This window comes from Pseudomonas extremaustralis (assembly GCF_900102035.1).
GTDB classification, from domain to species: domain Bacteria; phylum Pseudomonadota; class Gammaproteobacteria; order Pseudomonadales; family Pseudomonadaceae; genus Aquipseudomonas; species Aquipseudomonas extremaustralis.
In genome coordinates this window covers 4,790,261-4,816,825 of the sequence record NZ_LT629689.1, presented here as the reverse complement: position 1 = coordinate 4,816,825, position 26,565 = coordinate 4,790,261, and the positions used below count along the sequence as shown (strand labels likewise).

The following is a 26,565-nucleotide window of genomic DNA, read 5'->3' as shown; positions in this document are numbered from 1 at the left end:
GAGCGTTCTTGATTTTCGCAGCAGGAAAAAATCGCGAGGCGTGGGCTTTAAGCTTTTGCGTCAATTATTTCCTGCGAGCTATCCAAATGTCTGTCATTGAAAACCCCTACGCTCCTCCGCAAGCGGATTTAGGCAGCCCGTCCGCCCCGCGCCAACCCACGTTCTTCGTGGTCGCTCCGCGCAAGCTGGTGCTGATGGTGCTGCTGTCCCAGGGCCTTTATTCCTTCTATTGGTTCTACAAACAGTGGGACTGCTACCGGCAGTCGACCGGCGCAAAGGTATTGCCGCTGGTCCGAGCATTCTTCGCGATATTTTTCATTTATTCGCTGGTGATGAAGATCCGGGACAAGCTGGCGCTCGACGGTGTGTCCTACCCTTGGCGGCCGCAAAGTCTTGCCCTGGGGATGATCTTCTTCGCGCTCTTGCCGTTTACCTACATCTGGTTCGCCGCGCCCTTGATCACATTCATGTTGGCCATCTGCCTGGCGATCGTGCACGTATCCCTGGTCCTGCAGGTGCAGGGCGCAGTGAACCGGATCGAGGATGATTCCCACGGTGAGGCGAACAAACACCTGACCTGGTCGAATGGAGTTTGGATCGTGATCGGGCTGGGTATGTGGGGCGTGGGTCTTGTGTCTGCGCTTTTTGAGCAAGAGCTGGCCTGATTTTCCCGGACCCGGTGTTGTGTCTAAGAGCGCAATAGCATGACGGTGGCGTCGTCTTCTGTTGAGCAATCGTCGAGAGTTTGCTCTGCGATGGCCTTAAGCTGGTCTGCCATTGAAAGTTCGGCCCAAAACCCATCTGTTGCCAAAATCCATGTCCTGTCCGCAACGGTCTGCATGAACTCAACCGTTGGTTCATGAGGTCTGCGGTGACTCATGCAGTTGAGCAGTATCTTGCGGGCAGGGCTGTCGGCGATGAATGAATGGCTCAGGTCACCTTTCCAGTTGGGGCCGCAGTGGGGTGAACTTAGCCAGATCATGTTCCGATCTTTTCCCAGATATCCAAGGCAACAGTCACCTGCGTGAATGGATATTGTCGTCTGACCGATCACCAGCAGCGCAAGGTAGCTGGTGGAGGCAAATGGAAAGTCTGGGCAAAGCTTTGAATGCACTTCGCTGAGTGAGTCGAGTAACAGCTTCGATGCTTTATCGGGGCACGATGTAACCGTCAACTCTGCGCGGGAAAACGACTTCAGCAGATGATGAGTCAAGGCGCGCGCCAAGTCGCCACTGGCTGGCTTGGAGGTTCCATCAGCGATCACGTAGAGGTACGCTCCCGTGCGTTGAGCCGAACCGATGACGTCGCGGTTTTCTGTTCTATCAGTTCCTTTCTGGCTGAGGCTCAACTCTAGGATCAAGCGCTCACTCCCAATCCAACTAGCGTTTTCAGGCGCTCATAGAGCAACGTCTCCCGATCCTGGTTCTGGGCGGTGCTTTGGATGACGTCGCGAAACGCTGACAGTCTCATCAATGCGGTAAATTGACTGCTCACGAAGTGTTGGAGCTCAGCACTCGCTCGCTTCATTTCTTCTACGAGTTCTTCTCTTCCGTCCAGCAAGGCGATGATGTCTTCGATGTCATTGGACATCAGTACGTCGCCATGACCTCGACCCTGATAAGCCTGAAGTTTTGCTGCGAGAAACCATGGCGCTGCAAATATTCTTATGGATGTTCCGTCGGGGAGTGTGTAATCGATGGCATTTTCTAGACCGCCGACAAACCAAGTATTGGAAAAGCCCAGTACTTTTTCGTCGGTTGGCATGAAATCGACTTTCAAACTACCTAGTCGTAAACGGCAGGTGACGGAGTCCTGGCCGGTATTTTTGAAGCCTCTGGGTTTCAGGTTTTCTTCCAGCCGATACCAATCAGGTGTGCCTGTCAGATGAATGACCAAGTCCACATCATCGGTGCCACGAATCGACTCAAGGGTGTATTCGTCGGTGATAAGCAAGACAGTGGTACATCCGCCGACAAAGGCGACTTGCTTACATAGCTCTTCTCCCAGCGCCTTTGCGACCTCTTCGAGCATTTGCAGCATCATTGTTCGGCTGGGCGTCATAGGATCCACTCCCTCAGGATGGCGTCCGCCACTTTTGCCTCGCGAGGGCCGCCAATACGGATGGCATCTACCAGGGCCAGGAAGTGATAGAGCAGTTCATCTTTCTTGACTGCGCCAGGCACGGTTCTAAATAACGGCAGAACCTCCTGTCCTTTGCTCTTCCCATAAGCATCCGGCCACACCGGAATGAGATCGCCACCAGTCATGACTTTGCCCGCCATTATCGGTGCAGCAAAAGCGGTAGGAATGCCTCGGACAATAGGGCCAAGTTTGGCTGGGAATACATAGCGGATCGCATACTTGACGAAGTCTAAAAGAGCCATGCTCCTGACTGTTGGTTTCCCGCTCGGTAAATCGCTGTAAATGAGCCCAATCTCTCGACAGCGATTCATCGAGTTGGACACTTCGCTTTTGCTCAGCATGAGCGAGGCTGAAAGGGCCCTCACGGAGTAGCTCTCGATGTTGGGCACACTTTCTGTGTCCTCGATGTCCTCCCACCCTTCCCATAGTTCGGCAGGAGAAAGTTCGATCTTCTCGGAATTTCCTGCAAGGCGAAGATTGGGAAAATGGTCGAAGTAAGCCTGGGGCTCCTTGGGAGCCAGAAGCATGGCTTCGTCGAGGTCGCGTATGACCGTGAACTCGCGCTTTTTGACGCGCTCGCCCTTGGCTTGAAGGTCCAGGCTGATTAGTTTGAAGAGAAGTACGATGTCTTGACTTTTCATCTGCAACGAAATCCAAGTGTCCACTGTCCATGGACTGTGGGCGATTTCTTGCATGCTTTGATACCTATGTCAAGGCAGGTCAGGGATTGCGCAAAAACACCACATACCCCCGAAACCACTCACTCTCCTGCAAATACCCCGGCGCCTGCCACTCCCCGCCCTGAATCAACCCAATCTTGAACGGCACCCCCAACCGGTTCATCCGCGGCAAATACGCGGCGTAGTCCGGGATGCTGTGGCGCCCCTGATATGTCTGCACCACCACCTCATCCACCACGCCCTTGAGTTGGGCGATGGCGGTGGGGTCGGCGTTGCTGCTCCAGTCCATCAGGCCGGTGATGCTCAGGCGCAGGTCGGCGGGCAGGCGCTGGCGCAGGTCACGCAGGAAGGTGGCGTATTCGTGCAGGTATTGAGTGCGGGCGTCGAAGTCGATCTGGATGCCGACCACCGGGTTGCCGGCGTCGCGCCAGCGTTGTACCTGGCCGAGTAGTTGGGTGTAGACCTGTTCCGGCCAGTGCAGGGTGTGGGCGCGGTAGACGATCCAGACATCGCCTTCAGTGAGACGCGGCACGCTGATGCCCTGGGCGATCAATTGCACGCCGCGCTGAGGTGCGCGGCGTGTGGCGTTGATCTGGCCCTGGAGGATGTAGAGGGTTTTCGCCTGCTTGAGTACCGGTTGCGGAGCGACGCCGCTCCACAGCCAGAAAGCGTCATAGTCGCGGGCGTCGACCGCACCGAAAGCCGGGCTTGCCAGCAACAGCAAGCCGAGCCACAGCGTCTTCACCAGTAGTACTGCAGGGATTTGCCCCACTGCGTGTCGGCAAAGCCCGTCTTGAGTTGGCGGAACCAGGCCTTGCGCACGGCCGGTGCGACGTCGGTGCCGCCGCAGCTGTTATAGCCGGCGGGCGCGTAGCAGTTGATGGCGCGGAACAGCGCGTAGGCCTTGTCGGCTTTCGGCGCCTTGGGGTTGCCGATCACCTGTTGGTAGCCGTCGAGCCGCGAGAAGGTGTCGCCCTTGAAGTCCGATGGCGTGCTGCCCAGGCTGCCGGCGGCGCGTGCCTGTTCAATGGGCATGCCGTCGAGGTTGTTGCGCAGGATGAACTCGCCGAAGCAGTTCAGGCCGTGGGGATTTTTCGCATCGTTCTGCAAGGTTGCGGCGGTTTGCGCAATGCTCGGGCAGGCGTAGCCCGATTCGGCCTTGTCGCCGTTCCACTGGAACAGTTTCAACGTCTGGCTGGCGCTATAGACATAACCCAGGCTGGTACCCAGTTTGTCGTCCGGGGCCGACGCCGGCAGGTGCTTGAGGTCGTCGTTGAAGGTGGCGAACTGGCCGCGCAGCAGGTCTTTATAGAGCAGCACGAATTGGGCGGTCTGGCGCTCCAGCGGGTCGCGGGCCTGGGCGATCTGCTGGCGTAGCAAGTCCGGCCCGGCGATGTGGCGCAGCAGGATGTAGCGCACCTGTTTGGCGCCGATCGGCGAATCGGCGGCGAACACCTTGGCCAACTGGCCGCTGCGTTCGTAGTTCATCGCCAGGGCCAGCTCCAACTGGTCGCGTTGCAACGGTTGCTTGGCCAGCGGCAGCAGTTGCAGCCACAGGGTTTCGGCGGCTTTCCAGTCTTGCTTGGCTTCCAGGGCCAGGCCGCGCAGGGTCTGTTGGCTGAAGGCGAAGTAATCCGGGTTCGACGGCACGTCCTGGGGCAAGTGCTTCAGTGCGTTGTCGGGTTGATGCTCAACGTACAGGGCATACGCCGCTTGCAGGTAGTCGAACAGCGCGGGGGCGTCGGCAAACACGGCCTTTTGTTGATCGAGGTCGGCGCGGGTGAGGGCGGGCGGCGTGTGAGCGCGCATCCGCATCAGGTCGCTGACGAGCAGGATCATCGGGTTCTTGACCGCGTTGCTATTGCCCATCAGCAGCTTGAGGTCGGCCTCGGCCACCAGCTCATCCACGGACACGTTGCGCTGGGCGTCGGTGGCTTGGGTCAATTGCCAGGCGTAGGCCTCGGCGAGCTTGGCTTGATCGTCCGCCAGCCAATACACCCGGCGCAGCAGGCCACGGGCGGAGGCGACGTAATCACCCTGTGGATAAGTCTTCAGGTAACCGAGGAAGCCTTCTTCGGCGGCGCTCAGGGCGGACTTATCCACATGCTCGAGTTGCGGCATGCCGTATTCGTCGAAGGCGTCGGCCTGCGCCTGGTTCAGTGATGTTCGCGCGGTCATGTACAGCGCGGTTTCCTTCAGCCAGGGCACATTGCTGACGCTGGCGCCGGCGAAACCGCGCTCGGCGTCACTGAAACGGCCACTATAAAAGTCGGCGGCGGCCTGCAGGTATGTACGAAACAGTTGGCCTTCGCTGGATTGAATCTGCTGTGGATCCACCACTTGGCCTTCCCAGGAACAGGCCGTGAGCAATTGCAAACGCGCCTTCACCAGTCGCTCGCGTTCGACCGCCGGTATATCGGCCTTGAGCACCTGGCGGATAAAGGCGGTGGCGCTGTCATCGTCGTTGCTGCGGCAGCGGCTGCCTTCGCCATTCAGGAAGTCAGCCCCCGCTGCTTTGTATTCGTCGCGCTTGATGCCCAATGGCTGGAGCAAGGTGTCGAGTTCGGCGCTGGGTGAGGCGTGCGGCGTGTTATCCGGTTCGGCTGGCGCGGCGGTGATCGGCACCAGGCGATACACCGGGAACGGCACCGAGCCGAACCCTTGGGACAGGTCGTCCTCGCCCAAGGCGTTCGGGGCCAGGGGTGCGGCTTTTTTGTCGGCCAGCAACAGGCGCAGGTTGGTCCGGCTGTCATTGCCGGGGCTCAGGAACGGCAGATTGTTGCAGGTGTCCAGGCTGTCCCGCGAGACCCTCCAGTCGGGGTAGCACGAGTCATCGGAGCTGGCGAGTACCGGCTGGGAGAGGCTGGCGAGCAGTGCCAGTGCCAGGGGTGACAGAAAACCGATGCGCATGAGGTGTCCTTGATCCTGAGTCCTTGGAGGGCGCCAATCATAACTTGATCCGACGAAAGCTTCGGCGAAGGCCTACAGAAATTGTTGGTTTGTCTGACTTGGGGTAGTGGCAATTTAACTCTGCTACCTTAGACTGCGCACATCGCCAGGGAGGTCAAGTGTATGAAGTTGTTATATAGATCGGTGCTGGGATTTTCCTGCTTGGTGAGTCTGGCGCAGATGGCCATGGCGGACGATCCGCTGTTGGACCCTGCGCCCGCAGTGGCCGTTAGCGCTGACAGTGAAGCCCGTGGTGTATTGCGTGCCCGTGACCAGGCGATGCTCGCCAGTGAATTGTCGGGGCGGATTGTCGAGCTGCCGTTCAGCGAGGGCGAGTCGTTCAAGAAAGGCGACACCCTGGCGCGTTTCGATTGCTCGGCCTACCAGGCCCAGCTCAATGCCGCCTCGGCCGCCAGCCGTGGCGCCAGCGAAGAACTGGCGCACAACAAACAACTGGCGGCGCTCAATTCGGTCGGCCGGTTTGAAGTGGCTCGCGCCGAAGCCAAACTCACCGAAACCCAGGCCCAGTCCCAGGTCTATCAGGTGCAGGTCAAGCGCTGCAGCGTGCTGGCGCCGTATGACGGCCAAGTGGTGCAGCGCAAAGTCCAGCGCTATGAAAGCGTCTCGGCCGGCGCGCCGCTGCTGGAAATCGTCGACAACCGCAGCCTGGAGATCCACCTGCTGGTGCCGTCGCGCTGGATGGGCAAGCTCAAGCCCGGACAGACGTTCAGTTTCACCCCCGATGAAACTGGCAAGGCGTTCAGCGCCACCGTCAAACGCCTTGGCGCCCGCATCGACGAAGGCAGCCAGACCTTGTTGTTGGTCGCGACCTTGCCCAATGCCAGTGGGTTGATGGCCGGCATGAGCGGCACCGCTCACTTTGCCCAACTGCAATGAACGCGCCGATGACGGGCAATGTCGAGCGGGTATTCGCGCAGTTTCTCGAGTTGGAGCGCCAGACCCGCGCGGCCCACAGCACTGAGCAATTGGCCTACAGCCTGGTCAACGATGGGCAACCGCTGTTCGGCTACCGTCATGCGGCACTGTTGATCGCCGGCAAGGTGCGGGCGGTGACGGCGGTGAGCAGCATCGACCCGAATGCGCCGTTCGTGGCCTTCGTCGAGCAGGCCGTGGCGCAATTGCACAAACTCGGGCTGGGCCAGACCGCCCGGGAAGTGCCGGCCGCGCAATTGAGTGCGCAACTGCAGGCCGACTGGCAGAGCCTGTCCGCCGGCCATGTGTTCTGGTTGCCCTTGATCGACCCGCAAGGCCGCGTGTTCGGTGGTGTGTGGCTGGCGCGGGATATCGCCTGGAACCCGGCCGAGCAAGTGCTGCTGGCGCAGTTGGGCGATACCTACAGCCACGCCTGGCGCGCCCTGCAACCGCGCCAGCCATGGCGGCTGCGCCTGACCCGCAAGCGCCAGGTGCTGGTGGTGGTCGCGTTACTGCTGATGCTGCTGATTCCGGTGCGCCAATCGGTACTGGCGCCCGCTGAAGTGGTGCCGTTGGCCGGTCAGGTGGTGGCGGCGCCGTTGGACGGGGTGATCGCCGAGTTCCTGGTCAAGCCCAACCAGACGGTGAAAACCGGCGACTTGCTGCTGCGCTTCGAAAGCACCACCCTCACGGCCCAGGCCGATGTGGCGGCGCGCGCCTTGGGTGTGGCCGAAGCGGAACTCAAGGCCAATTCCCAACGTGCCTTTGCCGATGCCGAGTCGAGTTCGCGTATTGACCTGCTCGCGGCTCGGGTCGAGCAAAAACGCGCCGAGCGCGACTACGCCCGCGAACTGCTCAAGCGCAGCGAAGTGCGCGCCGAGCGTGATGGTATCGCGGTGTTTGCCGACGCCGAGCGTTGGACCGGCAAACCGGTGCAGACCGGCGAACGTCTGCTGCAGATCGCCGACCCCGGCCAAGCGGAGTTGCGCATCGAACTGGCGGTGGGCGATGCCATCGCCTTGGCGCCCGACGCCCAGGTCGCGCTGTTCCTCGACAGCGACCCGTTGCAGCGCCACCTCGCCACCTTGCAACGCGCCGCCTACGAGGCGCAGCCCACGCCCGGCGGGCAACTCGCCTATCGCCTCGATGCACGCTTCGACGAGGCACCGCCACGCATCGGCCTGCGCGGCACGGCGAAGCTCTTCGGTGAGCGCGCGCCCCTGGCCCTGTACCTGTTGCGTCGGCCATTGGCTGGCTTGCGCCAGAGCGTTGGCCTCTGATGAACCTGCCCCCACTGCGTGAAGACTTGCAACTGTCCAGCGCCGGCGCGGCCCTGGACGGTTCGCCGCGCTGGACCCTGGCCGACCCGGTGCGCGGGCGTTACTTCAAGCTCGGCACCACCGCCATTCGGCTGCTGCGCCATTGGTCCCTGGGCGACCCGCAACACGTCCTGCAAGCCGCCAACCGTGAGCCGGGCCTGCCCCTGGGCGCCAGCGAAGTGGATGAGCTGCTGAGTTTCCTGCGCGCCCATGACCTGATCGCCGCGCTGGACCCGCAGCAACGAGCCAGTTACGCCTACAAGGCCGCCGCCCGTAAGCAAAGCCTGTGGCAAATCCTGCTGCATCAATATTTGTTCTTTCGCATCCCGCTGTGGCGCCCGGATGCATTCCTCAACCGCGCCTGGCCGTGGCTGGCGCGCTTCGGGCCGGGGCTGTTGCGCTACGGTTTGCCGCTGACCCTGGGCCTGGGCGTGTTTCTGGTGGCGCGGGACTGGCAGCGCTTTCTCGCGACGTTTCCGCATCTGTTCAGCCTCGGCGGGGCCCTGGCGTTTGGCGCGGCGTTGTTCTTTGCCAAGTTGTGCCATGAGTTCGGCCACGCCTTCATGGCCAAGCGTGCCGGGTGTCGCGTGCAAAGCATGGGCGTGGCGTTCATGGTGTTGCTGCCGATGTTCTACACCGATGTGAGTGATGCCTGGCGGGTCAATGATCGGCGCGCGCGGTTGCTGATCGGCGCCGGTGGGGTGATGGCCGAATTGTTGCTGGCCTGCGTGGCCTTGCTGGCCTGGTCGCTGCTGCCGGACGGCGCGGCGCGCACGGCGGCGTTCATGCTGGCCAGTGCGACATGGCTGACCACCCTGGCGATCAACCTCAACCCCTTCATGCGCTTCGATGGTTACTTTTTGATCAGTGACCTGTGGGGCGTCGACAACCTGCAAGGCCGCGCCTTCGCCCTTTGCCGTTGGCGCCTGCGCGAGTGGTTGTTCGGCTATGGCGAACCGGCGCCGGAACCCTGGGCGCCGAATATGCAACGGCGCCTGCTGTGGTGGGGCTACCTGGCCTGGTTGTGGCGGGCGGCGCTGTTCCTGGGGATCGCCCTGGCGGTGTATCACCTGTTCTTCAAGCTGCTCGGGATCTTTCTGATGCTGGTGGAACTGGTGTGGTTCATCTGCCTGCCGATCTTCAAGGAGTGGCGCGAATGGTGGAGTCGCCGCAGCCAGGCCCATGCGCCGCGGGTACTGCTCAGCGGCCTGGGCCTGCTGTTGATCGTGCTGGCCCTGGTGGTGCCGTGGCGCAGTGCCGTGGAGTTGCCGAGCATGCTCGAGGCCGGGCGCGCCAGTGCCTTGCACGCGCCGGTGGCGGCGCGGGTGAAACAGTTGCGGGTGGTGGATGGGCAAGTCGTGACCCAGGGCCAGGTGCTGATCGAATTGGAATCGCCGGACCTGGACGCGCGGCAAAGCATCGTGCGCCGCGAAGTGGAGATCCTGCAGTTGCAGATGCGTCGCCAGGCTGGGCGCAGTGAAACCGCGGCCGACGCCGGGATCAACGATCAGCGCTTGTCCCAGGCCCTGGCCGAATATCGCGGGCTCGCCGCCCAGCGTGAACGCCTGTTATTGCGCGCCCCCCATGCCGGCACCGTGCGCGACGTGTTGCCGCAGTTGAGCGTGGGCCGTTGGCTGTCGCCTAAAGACCCGCTGGCGCAAGTGGTCGAAGAGGGTGCGCGCCTGCGCGGTTATCTGGAGGAAGCCGAGCTGTGGCGGGTGGCGCCGGGGGCGACCGGGCGGTTTATCGCCGATGACCCGATGCGCGCTGCCATTCCGGTGGTGTTGACCGATATCGATGCCAATGGCGTGGCCTATCTGGATCAGGAAGCCCTGACCTCTGACCACCACGGGCCGATTGCCGTGCGCCGCGACGAAAACCAGCGCCCGGCGCCGGTGCAGGCGCAGTACGGCGTGCGGCTACGCAGTGCGCAACCGATCGCCACCCCCCATCAACCGTTGCGCGGCGTGGTGGTGTTGCAAGGGCGCAGCGAGTCGGTGCTGGGCGTGGCCTGGCGCCGAGCCGCGGCCTTGGGCGTGCGGGAAAGCGGATTCTGACGGAGCGCATCGGTCGCACGTTGGATCTGGACCGCCAGCCCAGACCTCTGCGGATGTGCACCGTTCAGGGGCAGTAGTGCCTTTGATCCGGCCTCATCACTGCCTGTAGACGCAGGTTTCCCCGCTGCCCGCCGGTTGCGAAACAACGAGCGAATCCGGGGCTTTTGTCCTAGAGTGGCGCTTGTTTGCGCGTGCGCAGGTTTGGCCCAGGAAATGGGCAGTGGCAGGGGAATTGGGGTGCAACGGTCTGTGGTAGAGCAAGACGACAAAGTTGGGGTGATTTCGGCCGCCAATCGCCTCGCGGAGGCCCGCGAAGATGGCGGTTGGTTGCGCCGGTTATGGTGGGTGCCGATTCTGGCGCTGGCGCTTGCCGTGCGTTTTTATGGACTGACCGCCGCAGCGATCTGGGGCGACGAAGGTTCGAGCCTGCTGCTCAGCCAATATGCGGCGGCCGACCTGTGGTTTCACGCCGCCCACGATGTGCATCCGCCGTTGTATTTCTTCTTGCTGCGCGGCTGGATCGAGCTGTTCGGCGATGGCATCTGGTCGATTCGCAGCATGAGTGCGATTCCCGGCGTGGTCGTGGTGGGCCTGGGCATCTGGCTCACGCGGCAGTTGTCGACCTTTCGCGCCGCAGTGCTGGCGGGTGTGCTGTTGGCGCTGTTTCCCAGCGCGGTGCGCTACAGCCAGGAAGTGCGTATGTACTCGCTGCTCGGCGTGTGGCTGCTGGGCGCGACGCTGGCGCTGGTGTATTGGGTGCGCCAACCCGCGCGCACACGCTACCTGCTGGTGTATGGGCTGCTGATGGCGGCCGGTTTCTACACCCATTACTTCACCGCGTTGTGTGTATTGGTGCATTGGGCCTGGCTGGGGCTGTTGAGTGCGTCCCAACCATCCGCTCGGCGCTTGATCACGCGTCCGGCCTGGTGGCTGGCCAACGTCGGGATCGTGCTGGTGTACCTGCCCTGGCTGCCGAACCTGGTGGGCCTGGTGCAGCATGTCGAGCAGCTCAAGGTCGGCGGCGACATCGGCTGGGAAGCGCCGGTCAACCTGTTCTCTGTGCCGTCGATGATCTGGCAGTTTATGTTGCAGGATGAAGGCCTTGGCTTAAGGCCAGTGCTGTTCTGGTCATTCCCGCTGCTGCTGGTGGCCGTGGTCGGTGTCTGCGCCTGGCACGATAAGGGGCGCTACCGGCCGGCCGGGCTGTTGGCGCTGTTTTTCCTGCTGCCGCTGCTGTTGGTGTACGGGGTTTCGTTTATCTCGTCGGTGTTTATCGAGCGTTACCTCACCGTCTATGCCCTGGCTTTGCCGATCCTCCTGGCGCTGGCCATCGACCGTCTGCCCAGGCGCCTTGCATGGCTGGGCGCGGCATTGTTCGTGCTGTGCCTCGGTGTGGAACTGCTGGGGGTGAAGAACAACGCGACCGTGGATGTGGATGACCAATTCAACGTGCCGGTGGAGTTCGTCAATCGCAACTACCAGGAAGGTGACCGCATCGTCCTCAGCGACATGCTGTGGTACCTCAGCTACGTGTATTACGACCGCACCGACGCCCAATTGCAGCTTTACACCCCGCCCAAGCCTGATGGCACACCGACGCGGCCGAACTCCTATGGGTTTGGCACCCTGGTGGATCAGGACGGCGGGCGTATTTACCTCGACCGCTTGTCGGCATTGCCGGCCACTACCCAGCGTGTCTGGCTGATCAGCAGCAACGAAGCGCCGGACGATTTTGCGCCGCTGCCGGACGGATGGCGTCAAATAATGCAGCAGGACGGTGGCGGTGCCAGGGCGCGACTATTCGTGCTATGCCTCGGCCCAGAGTCATCGCAATCAGAGGGGTGTCGCTAATATCCATTCGGAATGAGTGGAATATCAAAACAGTGGCAATTGACCACTAGTGAAGTTTGTAATCATCAGTTACGATTTGGACACAAATGGATTCTTGTCCTACAAAAGCGGTGAATGGATTGCAGTATCACTTTATCTCCGGTTTGCCCCGTTCGGGCTCGACGCTGCTTTCTGCGATCCTCTTGCAGAACCCGCGCTTTCACGCTGGCATGAGTAGCCCCGTGGGCCCCCTGTTCAACGGCGTGTTGGGGCAATGCAGTGCCGGCAGCGAGTTCGGTTCGGTCATCGATGCCAATACCCGGCGCCGCTTGCTGCGCGGGTTGTTCGATGCCTATTACGCCGATCGCGCCCCTGTTCCGGTGGTGTTCGATACCAATCGCCAATGGTGCGCCCGCATGCCGGCGCTGCATGACCTGTTCCCCCAGGCCAAGGTGATTGCCTGCGTGCGCAACGTGGCGTGGATCATGGACAGCCTCGAGCGTGTGTACCGCGCTAACCCGTTCGAAAACACCAAGCTGTTCAACGACGACGTCGAGCGCAACACCGTCTATAGCCGCGTTGAAACCCTCGGCCAGCGCAATCGCCTGGTGGGGTACGCTTGGTCGGCGCTCAAAGAGGCGTACTACGGTGAACATGCCGGCTCGATGCTGGTCGTCGACTACGACTTGCTCTCCCAGGCCCCCGAGCGGGTCATGCGGCTGGTCTACGAATTTATCGGCGAGCCTTGGTTCGAGCACGATTTCGAGCACCTGAGCTACGACGCGCCGGACTTCGATGATGCCCTCGGCGTGAGCGGTTTGCATCGGGTCAAGCCGAAGGTGGAATTGCAGCCTCGGCGCACCATTCTGCCGCCCGATCTGTTCGAGCAGTTCGCGCATATGTCTTTTTGGCGTGATGGCACTTCCAGTGCCGCCAATGTGATCCGTACCAAAGCCGATGCCGCGATCAGTTGATCGCGGTTTTTTTTCATTGTGGGAATCAGTATTCGACCGACGGGTGAGCAGCATGTGGTGGAACAACGTTAAGGCACGGCCAGCAACAACCAATGCCAGCACCCTGGCGACGCCGATGATTATGTCCCTGGAACCGCGCATGCTGTTCGACGGCGCCGTGGCCGCCACTGTGGCCGATGCGGCCCAGGCTGACAGCCACGCCACCGCCACCGCAGATGCCGCAGCCAAGGCGCCGGCGACCACCGAACGCGCCGCCACCGGCAGCGAAAGCCACCCGCAGTCCGACGCGCCCGCCACCCCCGCACCGGTTGCCGTGCCGGGGCAAAGCGTGGTGTTTGTCGATGCCCGCGTGAAGGATTCCGCCGAACTGCTCAAGGGCGTCGCCCCCGGCACCCAAGTGGTGCAATTGGATGCCAGCAGGGACGGCCTGCAGCAGATCGCCGATTACCTGGGCAGCCATCAGGGCGTCAGCTCGGTGCAGATCATCGCCCACGGCAATGCCGGTGACCTGTGGCTGGGCAATACCTATTTGTCCGCCGACAACGTCGCGGCCCGCAGCGAAGTGCTGGCGCAGATCGGCCAGGACATGAACGTGGGCGGCGATATCCTGATCTACGCCTGTAACACCGCCGCCGGCGACAAGGGCATCAACTTTGTCGATTCCCTGGCGCAACTGACCGGGCGCGATATCGCCGCGTCCACCAACCGCACCGGCCTGGGCGGCGACTGGACCCTGGAAGTCGCCACCGGCTCCATCGAAAGCCACAACGTACTCTCGACCGACGCTTTGGCCGCTTACCAGTACGGCCTGGCGACCATTACCGTGACCAGCAATGCCGACAGCGGCGTCGGCTCACTGCGCTCGGCCCTGAGCAGCGCGGTGGCGGGCGACATCATCACCTTCAACGCCAACATGACGGTCAACTTGAATTCGCAACTGGTCATCAGCAAGAACCTGACCGTCGAAGGCGACCTGAACCTCGACGGCGTTGCTGACGTGACTCTCAGCGGGCAGTACAAGACCCAGGTGCTCAAGGTTAACAGCGGTGTCACCGCGACCTTGGACGGCTTGGTTATCACCCAGGGTCTAGCGGCTGGCAACGGCGGCAATGGCAGCGCCAATAGCAGCGGTGCCACCGCAGCCAATTTGTTGGGGGCGGGGATAAGTAACTTCGGTGTCCTGACCCTGAATAATGTCAGCGTGACAGCGAACGCGGCCTCAGGCGGCGGCGGTGGTGGTGGCGCGAGCGTTAGTAATGCCAGCGGTGGCGGTGGTGGTGGCGGCGCGTTGGGCGGCGGCATCGGCGGGACTGGCGGCAACTCCGGGGCCGGCCTGTACGCCGGTATCGCAGGTTCAACCAACCTTGGGGGGGCAGGCGGGGGCGCCTACACCATGGGCGGTCGCGGCGGTTCGAGCGTCGGTGGCGCCGGCTCGACCGGTCTCGGGGGTTATACCAACGGCTCCGCGGGTGGCACAGCGAGCTCTGGCGCCTTGTCGATCGGCGGCGGCGGGGGTGGTTCCGGCTGGGATGGTGCCGGTGGCAAGGGCGGCGGAGCGGCTGGCGGTATCTACAACGCCAGCGGCGCCACCCTGACCATCGTCGGCACCAGCTCGATTACCGGTAACATCGGTGCCGGCGGCGGCGGCGGTGGCGGTTCGGCTACCGGCAGCGACACTGCTCTGAATGGCGGTGACGGTGGCCTGGGTGTCGGTGCCATCTGGAACAAAGGCACGGTATTGATCACGGCGGCCAACTTCGCCGCGCTGGGCGGTTCGGCCAACACCGGTGCCAGTGGTAACGGAGGCTTGGCCACCAACGCCTCGGCGGGCAGCAAACCCACAGCAGTCAACGGTCTGTTCAACGATATCGGCGGAACGGCGAACACCGCTTACAGTCCGGCCCCGACCGCGACCATCGTGGTCACCAACACCGCGCAGCACATCGGCAGCACCTCGCTGGTGACCATTACCTTCAACCAGGCCGTGACCGGCTTTACCAGCGCCGACCTGACGATCAGCAACGGTACCCTGGGCACCCTGAATACCAGTGACAACATCACCTACACCGCGACCTTTACGCCGAGCGCGAGCGTGACCAGCGCCACCAACCATATTGTCCTCGACAATAGCGGCGTCACCGCTACGTCGACGGGGACACCGGGGACCGGTACCACCTCGTCCAACAACTTCACCATCGATACCGTGCGCCCGACCGCGACCGTTACGGTGGTTGCGCCGACGTTGAGCACCACGGTCAACTCGACGGTGAACATTACCTTCAGCGAAGCGGTGAGCGGTTTCAGCCTTACCGACATGTCGGCGTCCAACGGCACCCTGAGCAACCTGACCACCAGCGACAATATCCACTGGACCGCGACCCTGACGCCGACCGGCAGCAACAATAGCAGCAGCGGCAATGTCATTACCCTGGACAACACCCTCTATACCGATACGGCGACCAACGCCGGTACCGGCACAACCACTTCCAATACCTATGCGATCGACACCGTGCGGCCGACCGCGAGCATCGTGGTGTCCGATACCGCACTGAACATCAGCGGTAACACATCGTTGGTGACCATCACCTTCAGCGAGCCGGTCACCGGGCTCACCGCCGGCGCCTTCACCGTCGCCGACGGCATCCTGAGCAACTTGGGCAGCAACGATGGTGGTCTCACGTGGACCGCAACCCTGACTGCGAGCCCCGAGGTTATCCGTACCGGCGATGTCATCACCCTGAACAACACCGCAGTCAGTGATGGCGCGGGCAACGCCGGCAGTGGCACCACCAATTCCAACACCTATGCGGTCGACACCGTGCGGCCGACCGCGACTGTCGTGTTCGCCAACAGCAACCTGGGCATCGGCCAGACCTCGCTGGTGACCATCACCTTCAGCGAAGCCGTGACCGGGTTCACCAACGCCGACCTGATAGTGTCCAATGGCACCCTGAGCGCGGTCAGCAGCAACGACGGTGGTACCACCTGGACCGCCACCTTTACCCCGACAGCGAGTATCGTCAACGCGAGCAACCACATCACCCTGGACAACACCGGGGTCCAGGACATGGCGGGCAACGCCGGCAGCGGCAGCACCACGTCGAACAACGTGGCCATCGACGGCGTGCGTCCCACCGCCACTGTGGTGGTGGCGAACGATTCCCTGATCATTGGCCAGACCTCGCAGGTGACCATTACTTTCTCGGAAACCGTGGTCGGTTTCAGCAACGCTGACCTGACCGTGTCCAGTGGCACCCTGAGTGCGGTGAGCAGCAGCGACGGTGGCGTCACCTGGACGGCAACCTTCACGCCCACAGCGAGCGTCACCAACACCACCAACGTCATCACCCTGGACAATACCGGCTATAGCGACACCAGCGGCAACGCGGGCAGCGGGACCACTGACTCCAACAACTACGCCATCGACACCCTGCGCCCCACCGCAACCATCGTGGTTGCCGACCCGGCGCTTCACGCAGGCGAAACATCGCTGGTGACCATCACCTTCAGCGAAGCCGTGACCGGCTTCACCCTCGCCGACCTGACGGCAAGCCACGGCAGCCTGAGCAGCCTGAGCAGCGCCGACGCCGGCATCACCTGGACCGCGACCTTCACTCCAGGGACAAACACCAACAGCGCGAACAACGTGATCGCCCTGGCCAACACCGGCGTCTCCGACCTGGCCGGCAACGCAGGCGCGGGCACCACCAATTCGGCGAATTACACCATCGATACGGTGTTGCCTTCGGCGACCATCGTGGTGGCCAACCCGGTGCTGAAAATCGGCGATTCCTCCCAAGTGACGATTACGTTCAACGAGGCCGTGACCGGTTTCAGCAATGCCGACCTGACGATCACCAATGGCACCTTGAGCGCGGTCAGCAGCAGTGACGGCGGCATTACCTGGGGCGCGACGTTCACCCCGAGCGCCAACCAAACCGACGCCACCAACCAGATCACCCTGGACAACAGCGGCGTCCAGGCGGCGGTGTCGGGTAATGTCGGCATCGGCACCAGCAATTCCAATAACTACGCCATCGACACCCAGCGTCCGACCGCAACGGTGGTGGTGAGCAACGATCATATGGGGATCGGCAGTTCGTCGCTGGTGACCGTCACTTTCAGCGAAGCTGTGACCGGGTTCAGCCTGGCCGATCTGACCACCGACAACGGCACCCTGAGCAACCTGAGCACCAACGACAACATCACCTATACCGCGACGTTGACGCCGGTGGCAGGCATTACCCAGAGCAACAATCACATTGTCCTGGACAACACTGGCGTGTCCGATATCGCCGGTAATTTGGGGTCCGGTATCACGTCGTCCAACGCCTATATGATCGACAGCCTGCGTCCGACGGCGACCATCGTGATTGCCGACCCTGTATTGAAGGCGGGCGAAACTTCTTTGGTCACGGTCACGTTCTCGGAAGCCGTCAGCGGTTTTGACAACAGCGACCTGAACGTGCCCAACGGTAGCCTCTCGGCACTCACCAGCCAGGATGGCGGGGTCACCTGGATAGGGACGTTCACACCGAGCAGCAACACCCGCGACACCACCAACCTGATCAGCCTGAACAACGCCGGCTACACCGACCTGGCCGGCAACACCGGCAGCGGTATCACCAACTCGGGCAACTTCACCATCGACACAGTGCGGCCGACCGCCACCGTCGTCGTTGCCGACACTGCGCTGAAAATCGGTGATACCTCGCAGGTCACCATTACCTTCTCCGAAGCGGTCAGCGGTTTTACCAACGCCGACCTGACGGTCGCCAACGGCACGCTGAGCGCCGTCAGTAGCAGCGACGGCGGCATGACCTGGACGGCCACCTTCACACCGGCCAGCGCGATCAGCGACACCAGCAACGTGATCACCCTGGATAACAGCGGTGTGCAAAACGCCTCGGGCAACGCGGGCAGCGGCAGCACCGATTCCAACAACTATGTGGTCGAAACCCAGCGTCCGACCGCGACCATTGCCGTGGCCAACGGCACACTGGGCATCGGCCAGACCACCACTGTCACCATTACCTTCAGCGAGGTCGTCAGCGGTCTCAATCTCTCTGACCTGAGTGTGGCCAACGGCGTGCTGTCCAACCTGGCCAGCAACGATGGCGGCAAAACGTGGACGGCGACGCTGACCCCGACGGCGGCGATCACCGATGCGAGCAACGTGATCACGCTGGACGCCAGCCAGGTCAACGATGTCGCCGGTAACGCCGGCAGCGGCATTGCGATCTCGAACAACTATGCGGTCAACACCAGTGCCCTGACCGGCGACCCGCTGTTCCGCGTCACCGATCCGGCACCACCACTCGGCGCGCCGGATATTCCACTGCAACCGATCGTGTTTGGCCGGCCCGTGGGCAACATTGGTTCACCCATCGGCTTCCCGCCATTGTTCGAGCAGCGTGATGTCGGCGCGGGCTTGCCGCCTATCGGCAACATCTTCATTCACAACGGTGCCTTGGCGCCTAGCTTCATTGCCCAGGTGTTCAGCAGCGATGGAGGCGCGAACGGCGGCGCGCAGGGCTTCCTCGGCTTTGGCGGCGGCGATGGCGGGGTGTTTGGTTCAAGCACTTTGTCGGGCTTGTTCAATCGGGAGAGCGGCGGTGGCGACAGTGGCTTCAAGGCGTTCGACAGCAGAGCGATCCAGGGCGGCGGTGATACGGCCCACGGCCTGCGGGGCGTATTCGGCGCCCCGACCCTGGGCCAGCAGTTGCAGCAGATCAAGGACTTGGAACAGCGTCAGGTGATTGATCTGGCGCAGGCATTGCAACAGGTCGGCATCAGCGAAATGCAGGCCTGACACACTTAAATCAAGGCGCAGTAACAGGGGCAGTCCACGGATGAAAACAGTTCATAAGTTGTTCGGCGCCAGCGTGCTGGCGCTGGCGATCAGCGGTTGTGCGGTCACCAGCGAGCCGATTGAACGCAGTGTCAGCGAGCAACGAGCCCGCAGCGACCTGCAAGGCATGTACAAGAATCAGGAGCCATTGAACGGCCCATTGACACTGCACCAGGCCATGGCCCGTGCGGTGAAATACAACCTCGAAGGGCGCTTGAAGATCATGGAGGAGGCCTTGGCCAAGCGCCAACTCGACCTCGCCAGTTTCGACATGCTGCCGCGCATGGCGTTGTCCGCCGGTTACGCCGGGCGTAACAACACCAATGCCTCCAGCAGCCAGAGCGTACGCACCGGCACCCAGTCCCTGGAACCGTCGACGTCCCAGGACCGCGACCGCCGCGTGGCCGACCTGACCATGGTGTGGAACGTCCTCGACTTCGGCGTCAGCTACATCAGCGCCAAACAGCAAGGCGACCAACGGCTGATCGTCCAGGAACGGCGCCGCAAGGTGATCAACACCATCGTTCAGGACGTGCGCTCGGCCTACTGGCGGGCGGTCGCGGCCGAACGCCTGCTGACCCAGATCGACAGCCTGATGGCGCGGGTCGACCAGGCCCAGACCAACAGCCAAAGCATGAGCGAACAGCGTATCGGCGACCCGGTCCAGGCTCTGGGCTACCAGCGCTCGCTGATCGAAGCCACGCGCCAATTGCAGGAACAGCGCCGTGCGCTCTCCCTGGCCAAGACCGAATTGTCGACCCTGATCAACCTGCCCATGGGCACCGACCTCAAGCTGGCCACGCCGGACGACTACGCCGTGCCGCAGCTCAAGGTCAACCTGGCCAGCCTGGAACAGGAAGCCCTGGCTAACCGCCCTGAACTGCGCGAGCAGGACTACCAGACCCGCATCAGCGCCGCCGAAACCCGCAAGGCCATGCTGCGCCTGCTGCCGGGCCTGGAGTTCTCGGCCGGCGGGCATTACGACAGCAACTCCTTCCTGGTGGACAACCGCTGGGCCGACTACGGCGCCAAGGTCACCTGGAACCTGTTCAACGTGCTTTCCGCCCCGGCAGCCATCGACGTCGCCAAGGCCGGCGAAGAAGTCGCCACCGCACGACGCCAGGCCATGTCCATCGCGGTGCTGGCGCAACTCTACGTCGCCAACGCGAACTTCCAGGACGCCGTGCGCCAGTTCAAGACCAACGAACAACTGGCCGACATCGACGGGCAGATCCTCACCCAGTTGCGCAACCGTCACCAAGCGGCGGGCCTGGGCGAACTGGACCTGATCCAGGGCGAACTCAATACCCTGCAAGCCGATCTGCGTCGCGACCTGGCCTACGCCGACCTGCGCAACGCCTATGGCCAGATCTTCGCCAGCGCCGGGCTCGACCCGCTGCCGGAGCAGGTCGATTCCGACCGCGTGCAATCCATCGCCACGGCGCTGGCCGGCCGCGAATCGGCATGGGCCGCCGGCAACATCGCCGTTCCGGCGCCTCATGTTGCGGCCCAGTAATCTGGTGGCACCGACCGCGAGCATCACGCGTGCCCAGCGTGAGGCTCGCAACGGTCATCGCGGCGTGGCGATCCTGCTGACCGGCCTGCCGGCGTCGGGTAAATCGACCCTGGCCCAGGGACTGCAGGCTGCGTTGTTCGAACAAGGCCGACAAAGCATCGTGCTCGACGGCGATGCTTTGCGCGGCGGGTTGAACAAAGACCTGGGGTTTGCCGACAGCGACCGCCTGGAAAACATCCGCCGCGCCGCCGAACTGGCGGCGTTGCTGGTGGATAACGGGCAAATCGTGATCCTGGCGTTGATCGCCCCGTTGGTCGAATTGCGCGCGGTGCTCGCCGAACGCCTGGGCGCGGATTATCGGGAAGTGTGGTGCAACGCCGCACTCGACATCTGCGAACGCCGCGACCCCAAAGGCCACTACGCCCGCGCCCGACGCGGCGAATTGCCGGGGTTCACCGGTATCGGCTCACCCTACGAACCGCCGCCGCAAGCCGCGCTGGTCCTGGAGACCGGCCAGCTGTCCGCGCAGCAATGCGTCGCACAGCTGCAGGCCTGGTTGCAAACCCTCTAGGGCGCGCTCGCGCCTGCCGTGGGTGAGGGCTAGACTCGAGTAATTCCCCTCTATCCGGAGCTCATCATGCAATCGTCCGAACACAGCTTGCCCTCGCTGTTCAAACAACTCGGCCTGGCCGATGACCCTGCCAGCATCGAGCAGTTCATCACCGCGCATTCACCGCTCAAGCCGGATCTGCAACTGGCCGATGCGTTTTTCTGGACGGATAGCCAGCGGCAGTTCTTGCGTGAGGAGATCCTGGAGGATGCGGATTGGGCGGAAGTGGTGGATGAGTTGAACCTGATGTTGCGGCGGGGTCGAGAGGTGTAAAAAAACCTTGATGAAATGTCGCAATTATTAGCTTGTGATCGAGGCCGTGAACCCGCGTTTCGACGCGCACGGCAGCGATTTGTCGAGACGGGTGATGGAGGGCAAAGTGAGGAACCCGTGATTGACGGGCGCTTTCCCAGCATGAAAATCCAACACCCGCGCTCACACCCGCGTCACTGACCTGCCTCTCCATCCATCCGCCAAATTGTTTCAAAACTTGACGGACGCCGCATCATTGCTCATATTGATAGTTAGCAAACTAACTTTGTGCGAACGATCCAGTGCCCAAGACCCTCGAACAACTCCAGATGAACCTCAGCAGCAGCATGGTGGCGGGCGCCCGTAATTGGCGCAAAATCTGCCAGAGCACGCTGGTGAGCTACGGTATTTCCGAAGCCTGCGCCGTGCCGTTGCTGATGATCGGCCGCTTGGGCGACGGTGTGCATCAGGTCAAGGTGGCCCAGGCTTCCGGGATGGAAAGCCCGTCGCTGGTGCGCCTGCTCGACCGGCTGTGTCATGACGGCTATGTGTGTCGCACCGAAGACGCCTGCGATCGCCGCGCCAAGGCCTTGAGCCTCACCGAGCGCGGCCGCGAGCTGGTGCAGGCGGTGGAGGCGCAATTGGTGCGCCTGCGCCGTGACGTGCTGGCCGATATCGCACCGGCGGACTTGGAGGCTGCGCTGCGCGTGCTGCGCGCCTTTGAAACTGCCTATCAACATCCAACGGTCGTCGCCCCTTGAACGGATTTTTTACCGGCATGCCGCCGGCGAAGGACTGGTTCTACGGCGTACGCACGTTTGCCGCTTCGATGATTGCGCTGTACATCGCCATGCTCATGCAAATGCCGCGTCCGTATTGGGCGATGGCCACGGTGTATATCGTCTCCAGCCCGTTTGTCGGCCCCACCAGTTCCAAAGCCTTGTACCGCGCCATCGGCACCTTTATGGGCGCGGCGGCGGCGGTGATCTTCGTGCCGATGTTCGTGCAGTCGCCGTACCTGCTGGTGGTGGTGATCGCCTTGTGGACGGGTACTTTGCTGTTCTTGTCCATGCACCTGCGCACCGCGAATAACTATGCGCTGATGCTGGCCGGCTACACCTTGCCGCTGATCGCCCTGCCGGTGGTGGATAACCCCCTGACGGTCTGGGATGTGGCCGAGGCGCGGACCGAAGAAATCTTCCTTGGCATCGCGGTCGCGGCAGTGGTGGGCGCGATGTTCTGGCCACGGCGCCTGATGCCGGTGTTCGACGGCGCGGTAGCCAAGTGGTTTACCGATGCCCAGGTCTACAGCCAACGGTTTCTCAGCCGCACCGTGCAGCCGGGCGAAGCCAGTGCCCTGCGCGGTGGCATGGTGGTCACCTTCAACACCCTGGAATTGATGATCGGCCAACTGCCCCACGAAGGCGCGCGGTCGCAGACGGTGCGCAACACCAAGGAATTGCGCGGGCGCATGATTCACCTGCTGCCGGTGGTGGACGCCCTGGACGACGCGCTGTACGCCATCGAGCACCGTGCGCCGCAGTTTCTCGATCAGTTGAAGCCGCTGCTCGAGGCGGCCAACGAATGGCTGCAAAGCACCACCCAAAGCGCACCGCTGGAACGCTGGCGCGCCCTACGCGATCGACTCGACGCCCTGCAACCCGAGGGCGAAGCGCTGGACGACCGCCACACGCTGCTGTTTTCCAACGCCCTGTATCGCCTGGGCGAGTGGATCGATCTGTGGCAAGACTGCCGCAGCCTGCAAGTCGCCATCCAGTGCGAAAGCCAGGACACCTGGCGCGCCGTCTACCGCCACTGGCGCCTGGGCCGGCTCACGCCATTCCTCGACCGTGGGCTGATGTTCTACTCGGCGTTTTCCACGGTCACTGCCATCATCGTCGCCTCGGTGCTATGGATTCTGCTGGGCTGGACCGACGGCGGCAGCGCCGTGATCCTGGCCGCTGTCGCGTGCAGCTTCTTCGCCTCGATGGACGACCCGGCCCCGCAGATCTACCGGTTCTTTTTCTGGACCGCCATGTCGGTGCTGTTCGCCAGCCTGTATCTGTTCCTGGTACTGCCCAACCTGCACGACTTTCCCATGCTGGTGCTGGGGTTCGCCGTGCCGTTTATCTGCATTGGCACGCTGACGGTGCAGCCGCGGTTCTACCTGGGCATGTTGCTGACGCTGGTGAACACCTCGTCGTTCATCAGCATCCAGGGTGCCTATGACGCCGACTTCCTCAACTTCACCAACGTCAACCTGGCCGGGCCGGTGGGCCTGCTGTTCGCCTTTGTGTGGACGCTGATCGCGCGGCCCTTCGGTGCCGAACTGGCCGCCAAGCGCATGACCCGGTTCAGCTGGCACGACATCGTCAGCCTGACCGAACCGGCGACCCTGGCCGAACACCGTCACCTGGCCGCGCAGATGCTCGACCGCCTGATGCAACACCTGCCGCGCCTGGCCATCATCGGCCAGGACAGCGGTGTCGCCCTGCGCGATCTGAGTGTGGCGCTGAACCTGCTCGACCTGCTGGCCTACTCGCCGCGCATCCACGGCGTGCCACGGGTGCTGCTCGAGCAGGCGGTCGAAGGCGTGGGCGGTTACTACAAGGCTTGTCTCAAGGCGGGTGAACGCTTGCCTGCGCCGGGTGGTCTGCTGATGACCCTCGACCGCACGCGCCGCGCCCTCAGCGACCAGGGCCTGCGAGACGACACCCGCCTGCACCTGTTGCATGCGCTGGCTGGCCTGCGCCTGGCGTTGTTGCCCGGCGTGGAATTCATTGGCGGCACCGACGTGGAGGCGCCGCTGCCTGATGGAGCGCCTTTATGATCGGTGATCTGGATATCAGCGGGGTCTTCCTGCCCACGCTGCTGGTGCTGATGGGCATCGCGTACGTGTTGTTTCTGGTGGTGCACGGGTTGTTGAACCGCGTCCACTTTTATCGCCTGGTCTGGCACCGGGCATTGTTCAATGTGGGGCTCTACGCGCTGTTGCTGGGCGCGGTGGACTCACTCAGTCGATACCTGATGACATGAAAAAACCCTTTTTGACCATCGGCCGTGTAGTCCTCACATTGTTGATCGTGACGTTCGCGGTCGTCGTTGTGTGGCGCATGGTCATGTACTACATGTTTGCGCCCTGGACCCGTGACGGCCATATTCGCGCCGATATCGTGCAGATCGCCCCGGACGTGTCCGGGTTGATCCAGCGCGTCGACGTGCGCGACAACCAGTTGGTGAGCAAAGGCCAGGTGCTGTTCGCCGTCGACCAGGACCGCTTCAAGCTGGCCCTGCGCCAGGCCCAGGCCGCCGTGGCCGACCGCCAGGAAACCCTGGCCCAGGCCCAGCGCGAGTACAAGCGTAACCGTGGCCTGGGCAACCTGGTGCCGATCGAGCAACTGGAAGAAAGCCAGTCCCGCGTCGCCCGCGCCCAATCGGCCCTGGCCGAAGCGCAAGTGACGGTGGACTCGGCCCAACTCAACCTCGACCGCTCGGTGATCCGCAGCCCCGTGGACGGCTACGTCAACGACCGTGCGCCGCGCACCCAGGAGTTCGTCACTGCCGGGCACCCGGTGCTGTCGGTGGTGGACAGCAACTCCTTCCATATCGACGGTTATTTCGAAGAGACCAAGCTCGACGGCATCCACGTCGGCATGGGCGTCGATATCCGCGTGATCGGCGACGGCGCACGCCTGCACGGCCATGTGCAGAGCATCGTCGCCGGTATCGAAGACCGTGACCGCAGCAGCGGCGCCAACCTGTTGCCCAACGTCAACCCGGCGTTCAGCTGGGTGCGCCTGGCCCAGCGGATTCCGGTGCGCATTGCGTTCGACGACGTGCCGGCAGACTTTCGCATGATCGCCGGGCGCACGGCGACGGTGTCGATCATCGGCGACAAGCCCCAGGACGGAGCCCAGCCATGAAGCAGCTTTTGGCCACCGCCGCGTTGGGTTTGCTGTTGTCGGCCTGCCAGGTAGTGGGCCCGGATTACCAATTGCCGGACAAGGCCGCGGTCAACCGTGGTGACCTGCAAGGGCAACTGGCGGGCGAGGGCAACAACGTGGTGTCGGCGCCGGTGCCGGCGGACTGGTGGAAGCTGTACCAGGACCCGCGCCTGGATGAACTGGTGCGCCAGGCCATGGCCTCCAACACTGACCTGCGCGTGGCGGCGGCCAACCTGCAGCGCTCGCGCTATCAGGTGCAGCAAGCCGAATCCGCCGGCGGCTGGAGCGCTGGCGCCAAGGCCGAGGTCCAGCGCCTGCAGGAATCGGGCGAAGCGTTTTTGCTGGCGGATAAAGTCCCGGTGGCAAATATCGGCAGCGTCGGGATCAGCACCTCTTATCAGTTCGATCTGTTCGGTACCCTGCAACGCGGCATCGAAAGCGCCCAGGCCAGCGCCGATGCCGCCCAAGCCGCCGCCGACATCGCCCGCATCACCCTGGTGGCCGATGTGGTGCGGTCCTATACCCAGGTGTGCGCGGCCAACGAAGAGCTGGCGATTGCCAACGAATCCCTGGACCTGCAAGCCCAGAGCACCAAGCTCACCCAGCGCCTGCGTGACGCCGGGCGCGGTGATGAAACCCAGGTGACTCGCTCGCAGACCCAATACAAATCCTTGCGCGCCGACATGCCGCGCTACGAAGCCGCGCGCCAGGCCGGGTTGTTCCGCCTGTCGATGCTGCTGGCCAAACCGGTGGACCAGTTGCCGGCGGGCACCGGGACGTGCGCCGAGCTGCCGCACATCGCCCAGTTGCTGCCGGTGGGCGACGGCGCCGCGCTGCTCAAGCGTCGCCCCGATGTGCGCCAGGCCGAACGCCAATTGGCGGCCGCCACCGCACGTATCGGCGTGGCGACCGGTGCGCTGTACCCGGACATCAGCATCGGCGCCTCCGTCAGCACCGTCGGTATTCTGGAAAACCTCGGTCAGCCGGCCACCAACCGCTGGGGCTTCGGCCCGCTGATCAGCTGGTCGGTGCCGACCAACGGCGCGCGGGCGCGTATCCATGAGGCCGAAGCCGCGACCCAGGGCGCCCTGGCGCATTTCGACGGCGTGGTGCTCAACGCCATCCGCGAAACCCAGACGGGCCTGGCCCAATACACCGCACAGTTGCAACGCCGCGACGCCCTGGCCGAAGCCGACGACTCTGCCCGTGAAGCCGCCGACCAGACCCACCGTTTCTTCCAGGCCGGCCGCGCGTCGTTCCTGGCCGACCTGCAAGCCACCCGCACCTACACCGACGTGCGCGCGCAGCTGGCGGCGGCCAACACCCAGGTCGCCATGAGCCAGATCGATCTGTTCCTGGCCCTGGGCGGCGGCTGGGAAAGCGGACGAACGCAAGCCTCGCAGGCCGGCAAACCCTGAGCGACTAGCTATGCTTTGACAGGCGAGTCGCGGGGCTTTTTGACCGGCCGGCGGCTCGCTTGACACTGCTCGCGTTTGCTCATGGGGATT

20 protein-coding genes are annotated in these 26,565 nt (G+C 63.0%); 15 read left to right on the top strand and 5 right to left on the bottom strand.

Annotation, left to right across the window (positions count from 1 at the left end):
* Positions 1-8: 8 nt before the first annotated feature.
* Positions 9-665, top strand: coding sequence for a hypothetical protein (locus BLR63_RS22070; protein ID WP_231998094.1), 657 nt, complete (start codon positions 9-11; stop codon positions 663-665).
* Between the two features lie 23 nt (positions 666-688).
* Here BLR63_RS22070 and BLR63_RS22065 read toward each other — a convergent pair whose 3' ends face one another.
* The 5 genes from BLR63_RS22065 to BLR63_RS22045 form a co-directional block, all read right to left on the bottom strand.
* A complete protein-coding gene (locus tag BLR63_RS22065; RefSeq protein WP_010565334.1) occupies positions 689-1,360 on the bottom strand; it encodes a serine/threonine protein phosphatase in 672 nt (223 codons plus the stop codon).
* Positions 1,357-2,061 (bottom strand): hypothetical protein, encoded by a 705-nt coding sequence (locus BLR63_RS22060; RefSeq protein ID WP_010565335.1) that lies wholly within the window; start codon positions 2,059-2,061, stop codon positions 1,357-1,359. Before BLR63_RS22060 ends, BLR63_RS22065 begins: the two co-directional genes overlap by 4 nt.
* Positions 2,058-2,783, bottom strand: a complete 726-nt coding sequence (locus BLR63_RS22055; RefSeq protein WP_042946914.1) for a hypothetical protein — start codon at positions 2,781-2,783, stop codon at positions 2,058-2,060. Before BLR63_RS22055 ends, BLR63_RS22060 begins: the two co-directional genes overlap by 4 nt.
* Positions 2,784-2,862: 79 nt before the next feature.
* Entirely contained in the window at positions 2,863-3,567 is a 705-nt protein-coding gene (locus tag BLR63_RS22050; protein ID WP_010565337.1) for a DUF3142 domain-containing protein, read from the bottom strand.
* On the bottom strand, positions 3,564-5,732 hold the full coding sequence (locus tag BLR63_RS22045; protein ID WP_010565338.1) for a hypothetical protein: 2,169 nt from the start codon (positions 5,730-5,732) through the stop codon (positions 3,564-3,566). The genes BLR63_RS22050 and BLR63_RS22045 overlap by 4 nt, the downstream gene beginning before the upstream one ends.
* Before the next feature lie 162 nt (positions 5,733-5,894).
* On the opposite strand from BLR63_RS22045, the gene BLR63_RS22040 reads away from it, so the two are divergent.
* The 14 genes from BLR63_RS22040 (at position 5,895) to BLR63_RS21975 (ending at position 26,475) form a co-directional block, all read left to right on the top strand.
* Positions 5,895-6,668 carry an efflux RND transporter periplasmic adaptor subunit gene (locus tag BLR63_RS22040; RefSeq protein ID WP_010565339.1) on the top strand — a complete coding sequence of 258 codons (774 nt, stop codon included), beginning with the start codon at positions 5,895-5,897 and terminating at the stop codon, positions 6,666-6,668.
* Positions 6,665-7,984 carry an efflux RND transporter periplasmic adaptor subunit gene (locus BLR63_RS22035; protein ID WP_042946896.1) on the top strand — a complete coding sequence of 440 codons (1,320 nt, stop codon included), beginning with the start codon at positions 6,665-6,667 and terminating at the stop codon, positions 7,982-7,984. Before BLR63_RS22040 ends, BLR63_RS22035 begins: the two co-directional genes overlap by 4 nt.
* Positions 7,984-10,080 carry a biotin/lipoyl-binding protein gene (locus BLR63_RS22030; protein ID WP_010565341.1) on the top strand — a complete coding sequence of 699 codons (2,097 nt, stop codon included), beginning with the start codon at positions 7,984-7,986 and terminating at the stop codon, positions 10,078-10,080. Before BLR63_RS22035 ends, BLR63_RS22030 begins: the two co-directional genes overlap by 1 nt.
* A 237-nt stretch (positions 10,081-10,317) precedes the next feature.
* Positions 10,318-11,931: a glycosyltransferase family 39 protein gene (locus tag BLR63_RS22025; protein ID WP_010565342.1), complete on the top strand. Its 1,614-nt coding sequence runs from the start codon at positions 10,318-10,320 to the stop codon at positions 11,929-11,931.
* Positions 11,932-12,017: 86 nt separating this feature from the next.
* Positions 12,018-12,884: a sulfotransferase family protein gene (locus BLR63_RS22020; protein ID WP_042946898.1), complete on the top strand. Its 867-nt coding sequence runs from the start codon at positions 12,018-12,020 to the stop codon at positions 12,882-12,884.
* 115 nt (positions 12,885-12,999) lie between these two features.
* A complete protein-coding gene (locus BLR63_RS22015) occupies positions 13,000-18,696 on the top strand; it encodes an Ig-like domain-containing protein (RefSeq protein ID WP_010565344.1) in 5,697 nt (1,898 codons plus the stop codon).
* Between the two features lie 40 nt (positions 18,697-18,736).
* Positions 18,737-20,251: a TolC family protein gene (locus BLR63_RS22010; protein ID WP_010565345.1), complete on the top strand. Its 1,515-nt coding sequence runs from the start codon at positions 18,737-18,739 to the stop codon at positions 20,249-20,251.
* Complete coding sequence (gene cysC, locus BLR63_RS22005; protein ID WP_010565346.1) at positions 20,235-20,822, top strand: adenylyl-sulfate kinase; 588 nt, start codon at positions 20,235-20,237, stop codon at positions 20,820-20,822. Before BLR63_RS22010 ends, cysC begins: the two co-directional genes overlap by 17 nt.
* Before the next feature lie 66 nt (positions 20,823-20,888).
* Entirely contained in the window at positions 20,889-21,134 is a 246-nt protein-coding gene (locus BLR63_RS22000) for a DUF2789 domain-containing protein (protein ID WP_010565347.1), read from the top strand.
* A 308-nt stretch (positions 21,135-21,442) separates the two neighbouring features.
* A complete protein-coding gene (locus BLR63_RS21995; protein ID WP_010565348.1) occupies positions 21,443-21,874 on the top strand; it encodes a MarR family winged helix-turn-helix transcriptional regulator in 432 nt (143 codons plus the stop codon).
* Positions 21,871-23,943 (top strand): FUSC family protein, encoded by a 2,073-nt coding sequence (locus BLR63_RS21990; protein WP_010565349.1) that lies wholly within the window; start codon positions 21,871-21,873, stop codon positions 23,941-23,943. The genes BLR63_RS21995 and BLR63_RS21990 overlap by 4 nt, the downstream gene beginning before the upstream one ends.
* On the top strand, positions 23,940-24,149 hold the full coding sequence (locus BLR63_RS21985; protein ID WP_010565350.1) for a DUF1656 domain-containing protein: 210 nt from the start codon (positions 23,940-23,942) through the stop codon (positions 24,147-24,149). The genes BLR63_RS21990 and BLR63_RS21985 overlap by 4 nt, the downstream gene beginning before the upstream one ends.
* Positions 24,146-25,036, top strand: coding sequence for an efflux RND transporter periplasmic adaptor subunit (locus BLR63_RS21980; RefSeq protein ID WP_010565351.1), 891 nt, complete (start codon positions 24,146-24,148; stop codon positions 25,034-25,036). Before BLR63_RS21985 ends, BLR63_RS21980 begins: the two co-directional genes overlap by 4 nt.
* Positions 25,033-26,475 carry an efflux transporter outer membrane subunit gene (locus BLR63_RS21975; RefSeq protein ID WP_010565352.1) on the top strand — a complete coding sequence of 481 codons (1,443 nt, stop codon included), beginning with the start codon at positions 25,033-25,035 and terminating at the stop codon, positions 26,473-26,475. The genes BLR63_RS21980 and BLR63_RS21975 overlap by 4 nt, the downstream gene beginning before the upstream one ends.
* Positions 26,476-26,565: the final 90 nt, after the last annotated feature.

Bases quoted from the DNA above. Each gene is read 5' to 3' on its own strand.
- BLR63_RS22060 (WP_010565335.1), bottom strand. From the start codon at position 2,061: ATGACGCCCAGCCGAACAATGATGCTGCAAATGCTCGAAGAGGTCGCA.
- BLR63_RS22055 (WP_042946914.1), bottom strand. From the start codon at position 2,783: ATGAAAAGTCAAGACATCGTACTTCTCTTCAAACTAATCAGCCTGGAC.
- BLR63_RS22045 (WP_010565338.1), bottom strand. From the start codon at position 5,732: ATGCGCATCGGTTTTCTGTCACCCCTGGCACTGGCACTGCTCGCCAGC.
- BLR63_RS22040 (WP_010565339.1), top strand. From the start codon at position 5,895: ATGAAGTTGTTATATAGATCGGTGCTGGGATTTTCCTGCTTGGTGAGT.
- BLR63_RS22035 (WP_042946896.1), top strand. From the start codon at position 6,665: ATGAACGCGCCGATGACGGGCAATGTCGAGCGGGTATTCGCGCAGTTT.
- BLR63_RS22030 (WP_010565341.1), top strand. From the start codon at position 7,984: ATGAACCTGCCCCCACTGCGTGAAGACTTGCAACTGTCCAGCGCCGGC.
- BLR63_RS22020 (WP_042946898.1), top strand. From the start codon at position 12,018: ATGGATTCTTGTCCTACAAAAGCGGTGAATGGATTGCAGTATCACTTT.
- BLR63_RS22015 (WP_010565344.1), top strand. From the start codon at position 13,000: ATGATTATGTCCCTGGAACCGCGCATGCTGTTCGACGGCGCCGTGGCC.
- BLR63_RS22010 (WP_010565345.1), top strand. From the start codon at position 18,737: ATGAAAACAGTTCATAAGTTGTTCGGCGCCAGCGTGCTGGCGCTGGCG.
- cysC (WP_010565346.1), top strand. From the start codon at position 20,235: ATGTTGCGGCCCAGTAATCTGGTGGCACCGACCGCGAGCATCACGCGT.
- BLR63_RS22000 (WP_010565347.1), top strand. From the start codon at position 20,889: ATGCAATCGTCCGAACACAGCTTGCCCTCGCTGTTCAAACAACTCGGC.
- BLR63_RS21995 (WP_010565348.1), top strand. From the start codon at position 21,443: ATGAACCTCAGCAGCAGCATGGTGGCGGGCGCCCGTAATTGGCGCAAA.
- BLR63_RS21985 (WP_010565350.1), top strand. From the start codon at position 23,940: ATGATCGGTGATCTGGATATCAGCGGGGTCTTCCTGCCCACGCTGCTG.
- BLR63_RS21980 (WP_010565351.1), top strand. From the start codon at position 24,146: ATGAAAAAACCCTTTTTGACCATCGGCCGTGTAGTCCTCACATTGTTG.
- BLR63_RS21975 (WP_010565352.1), top strand. From the start codon at position 25,033: ATGAAGCAGCTTTTGGCCACCGCCGCGTTGGGTTTGCTGTTGTCGGCC.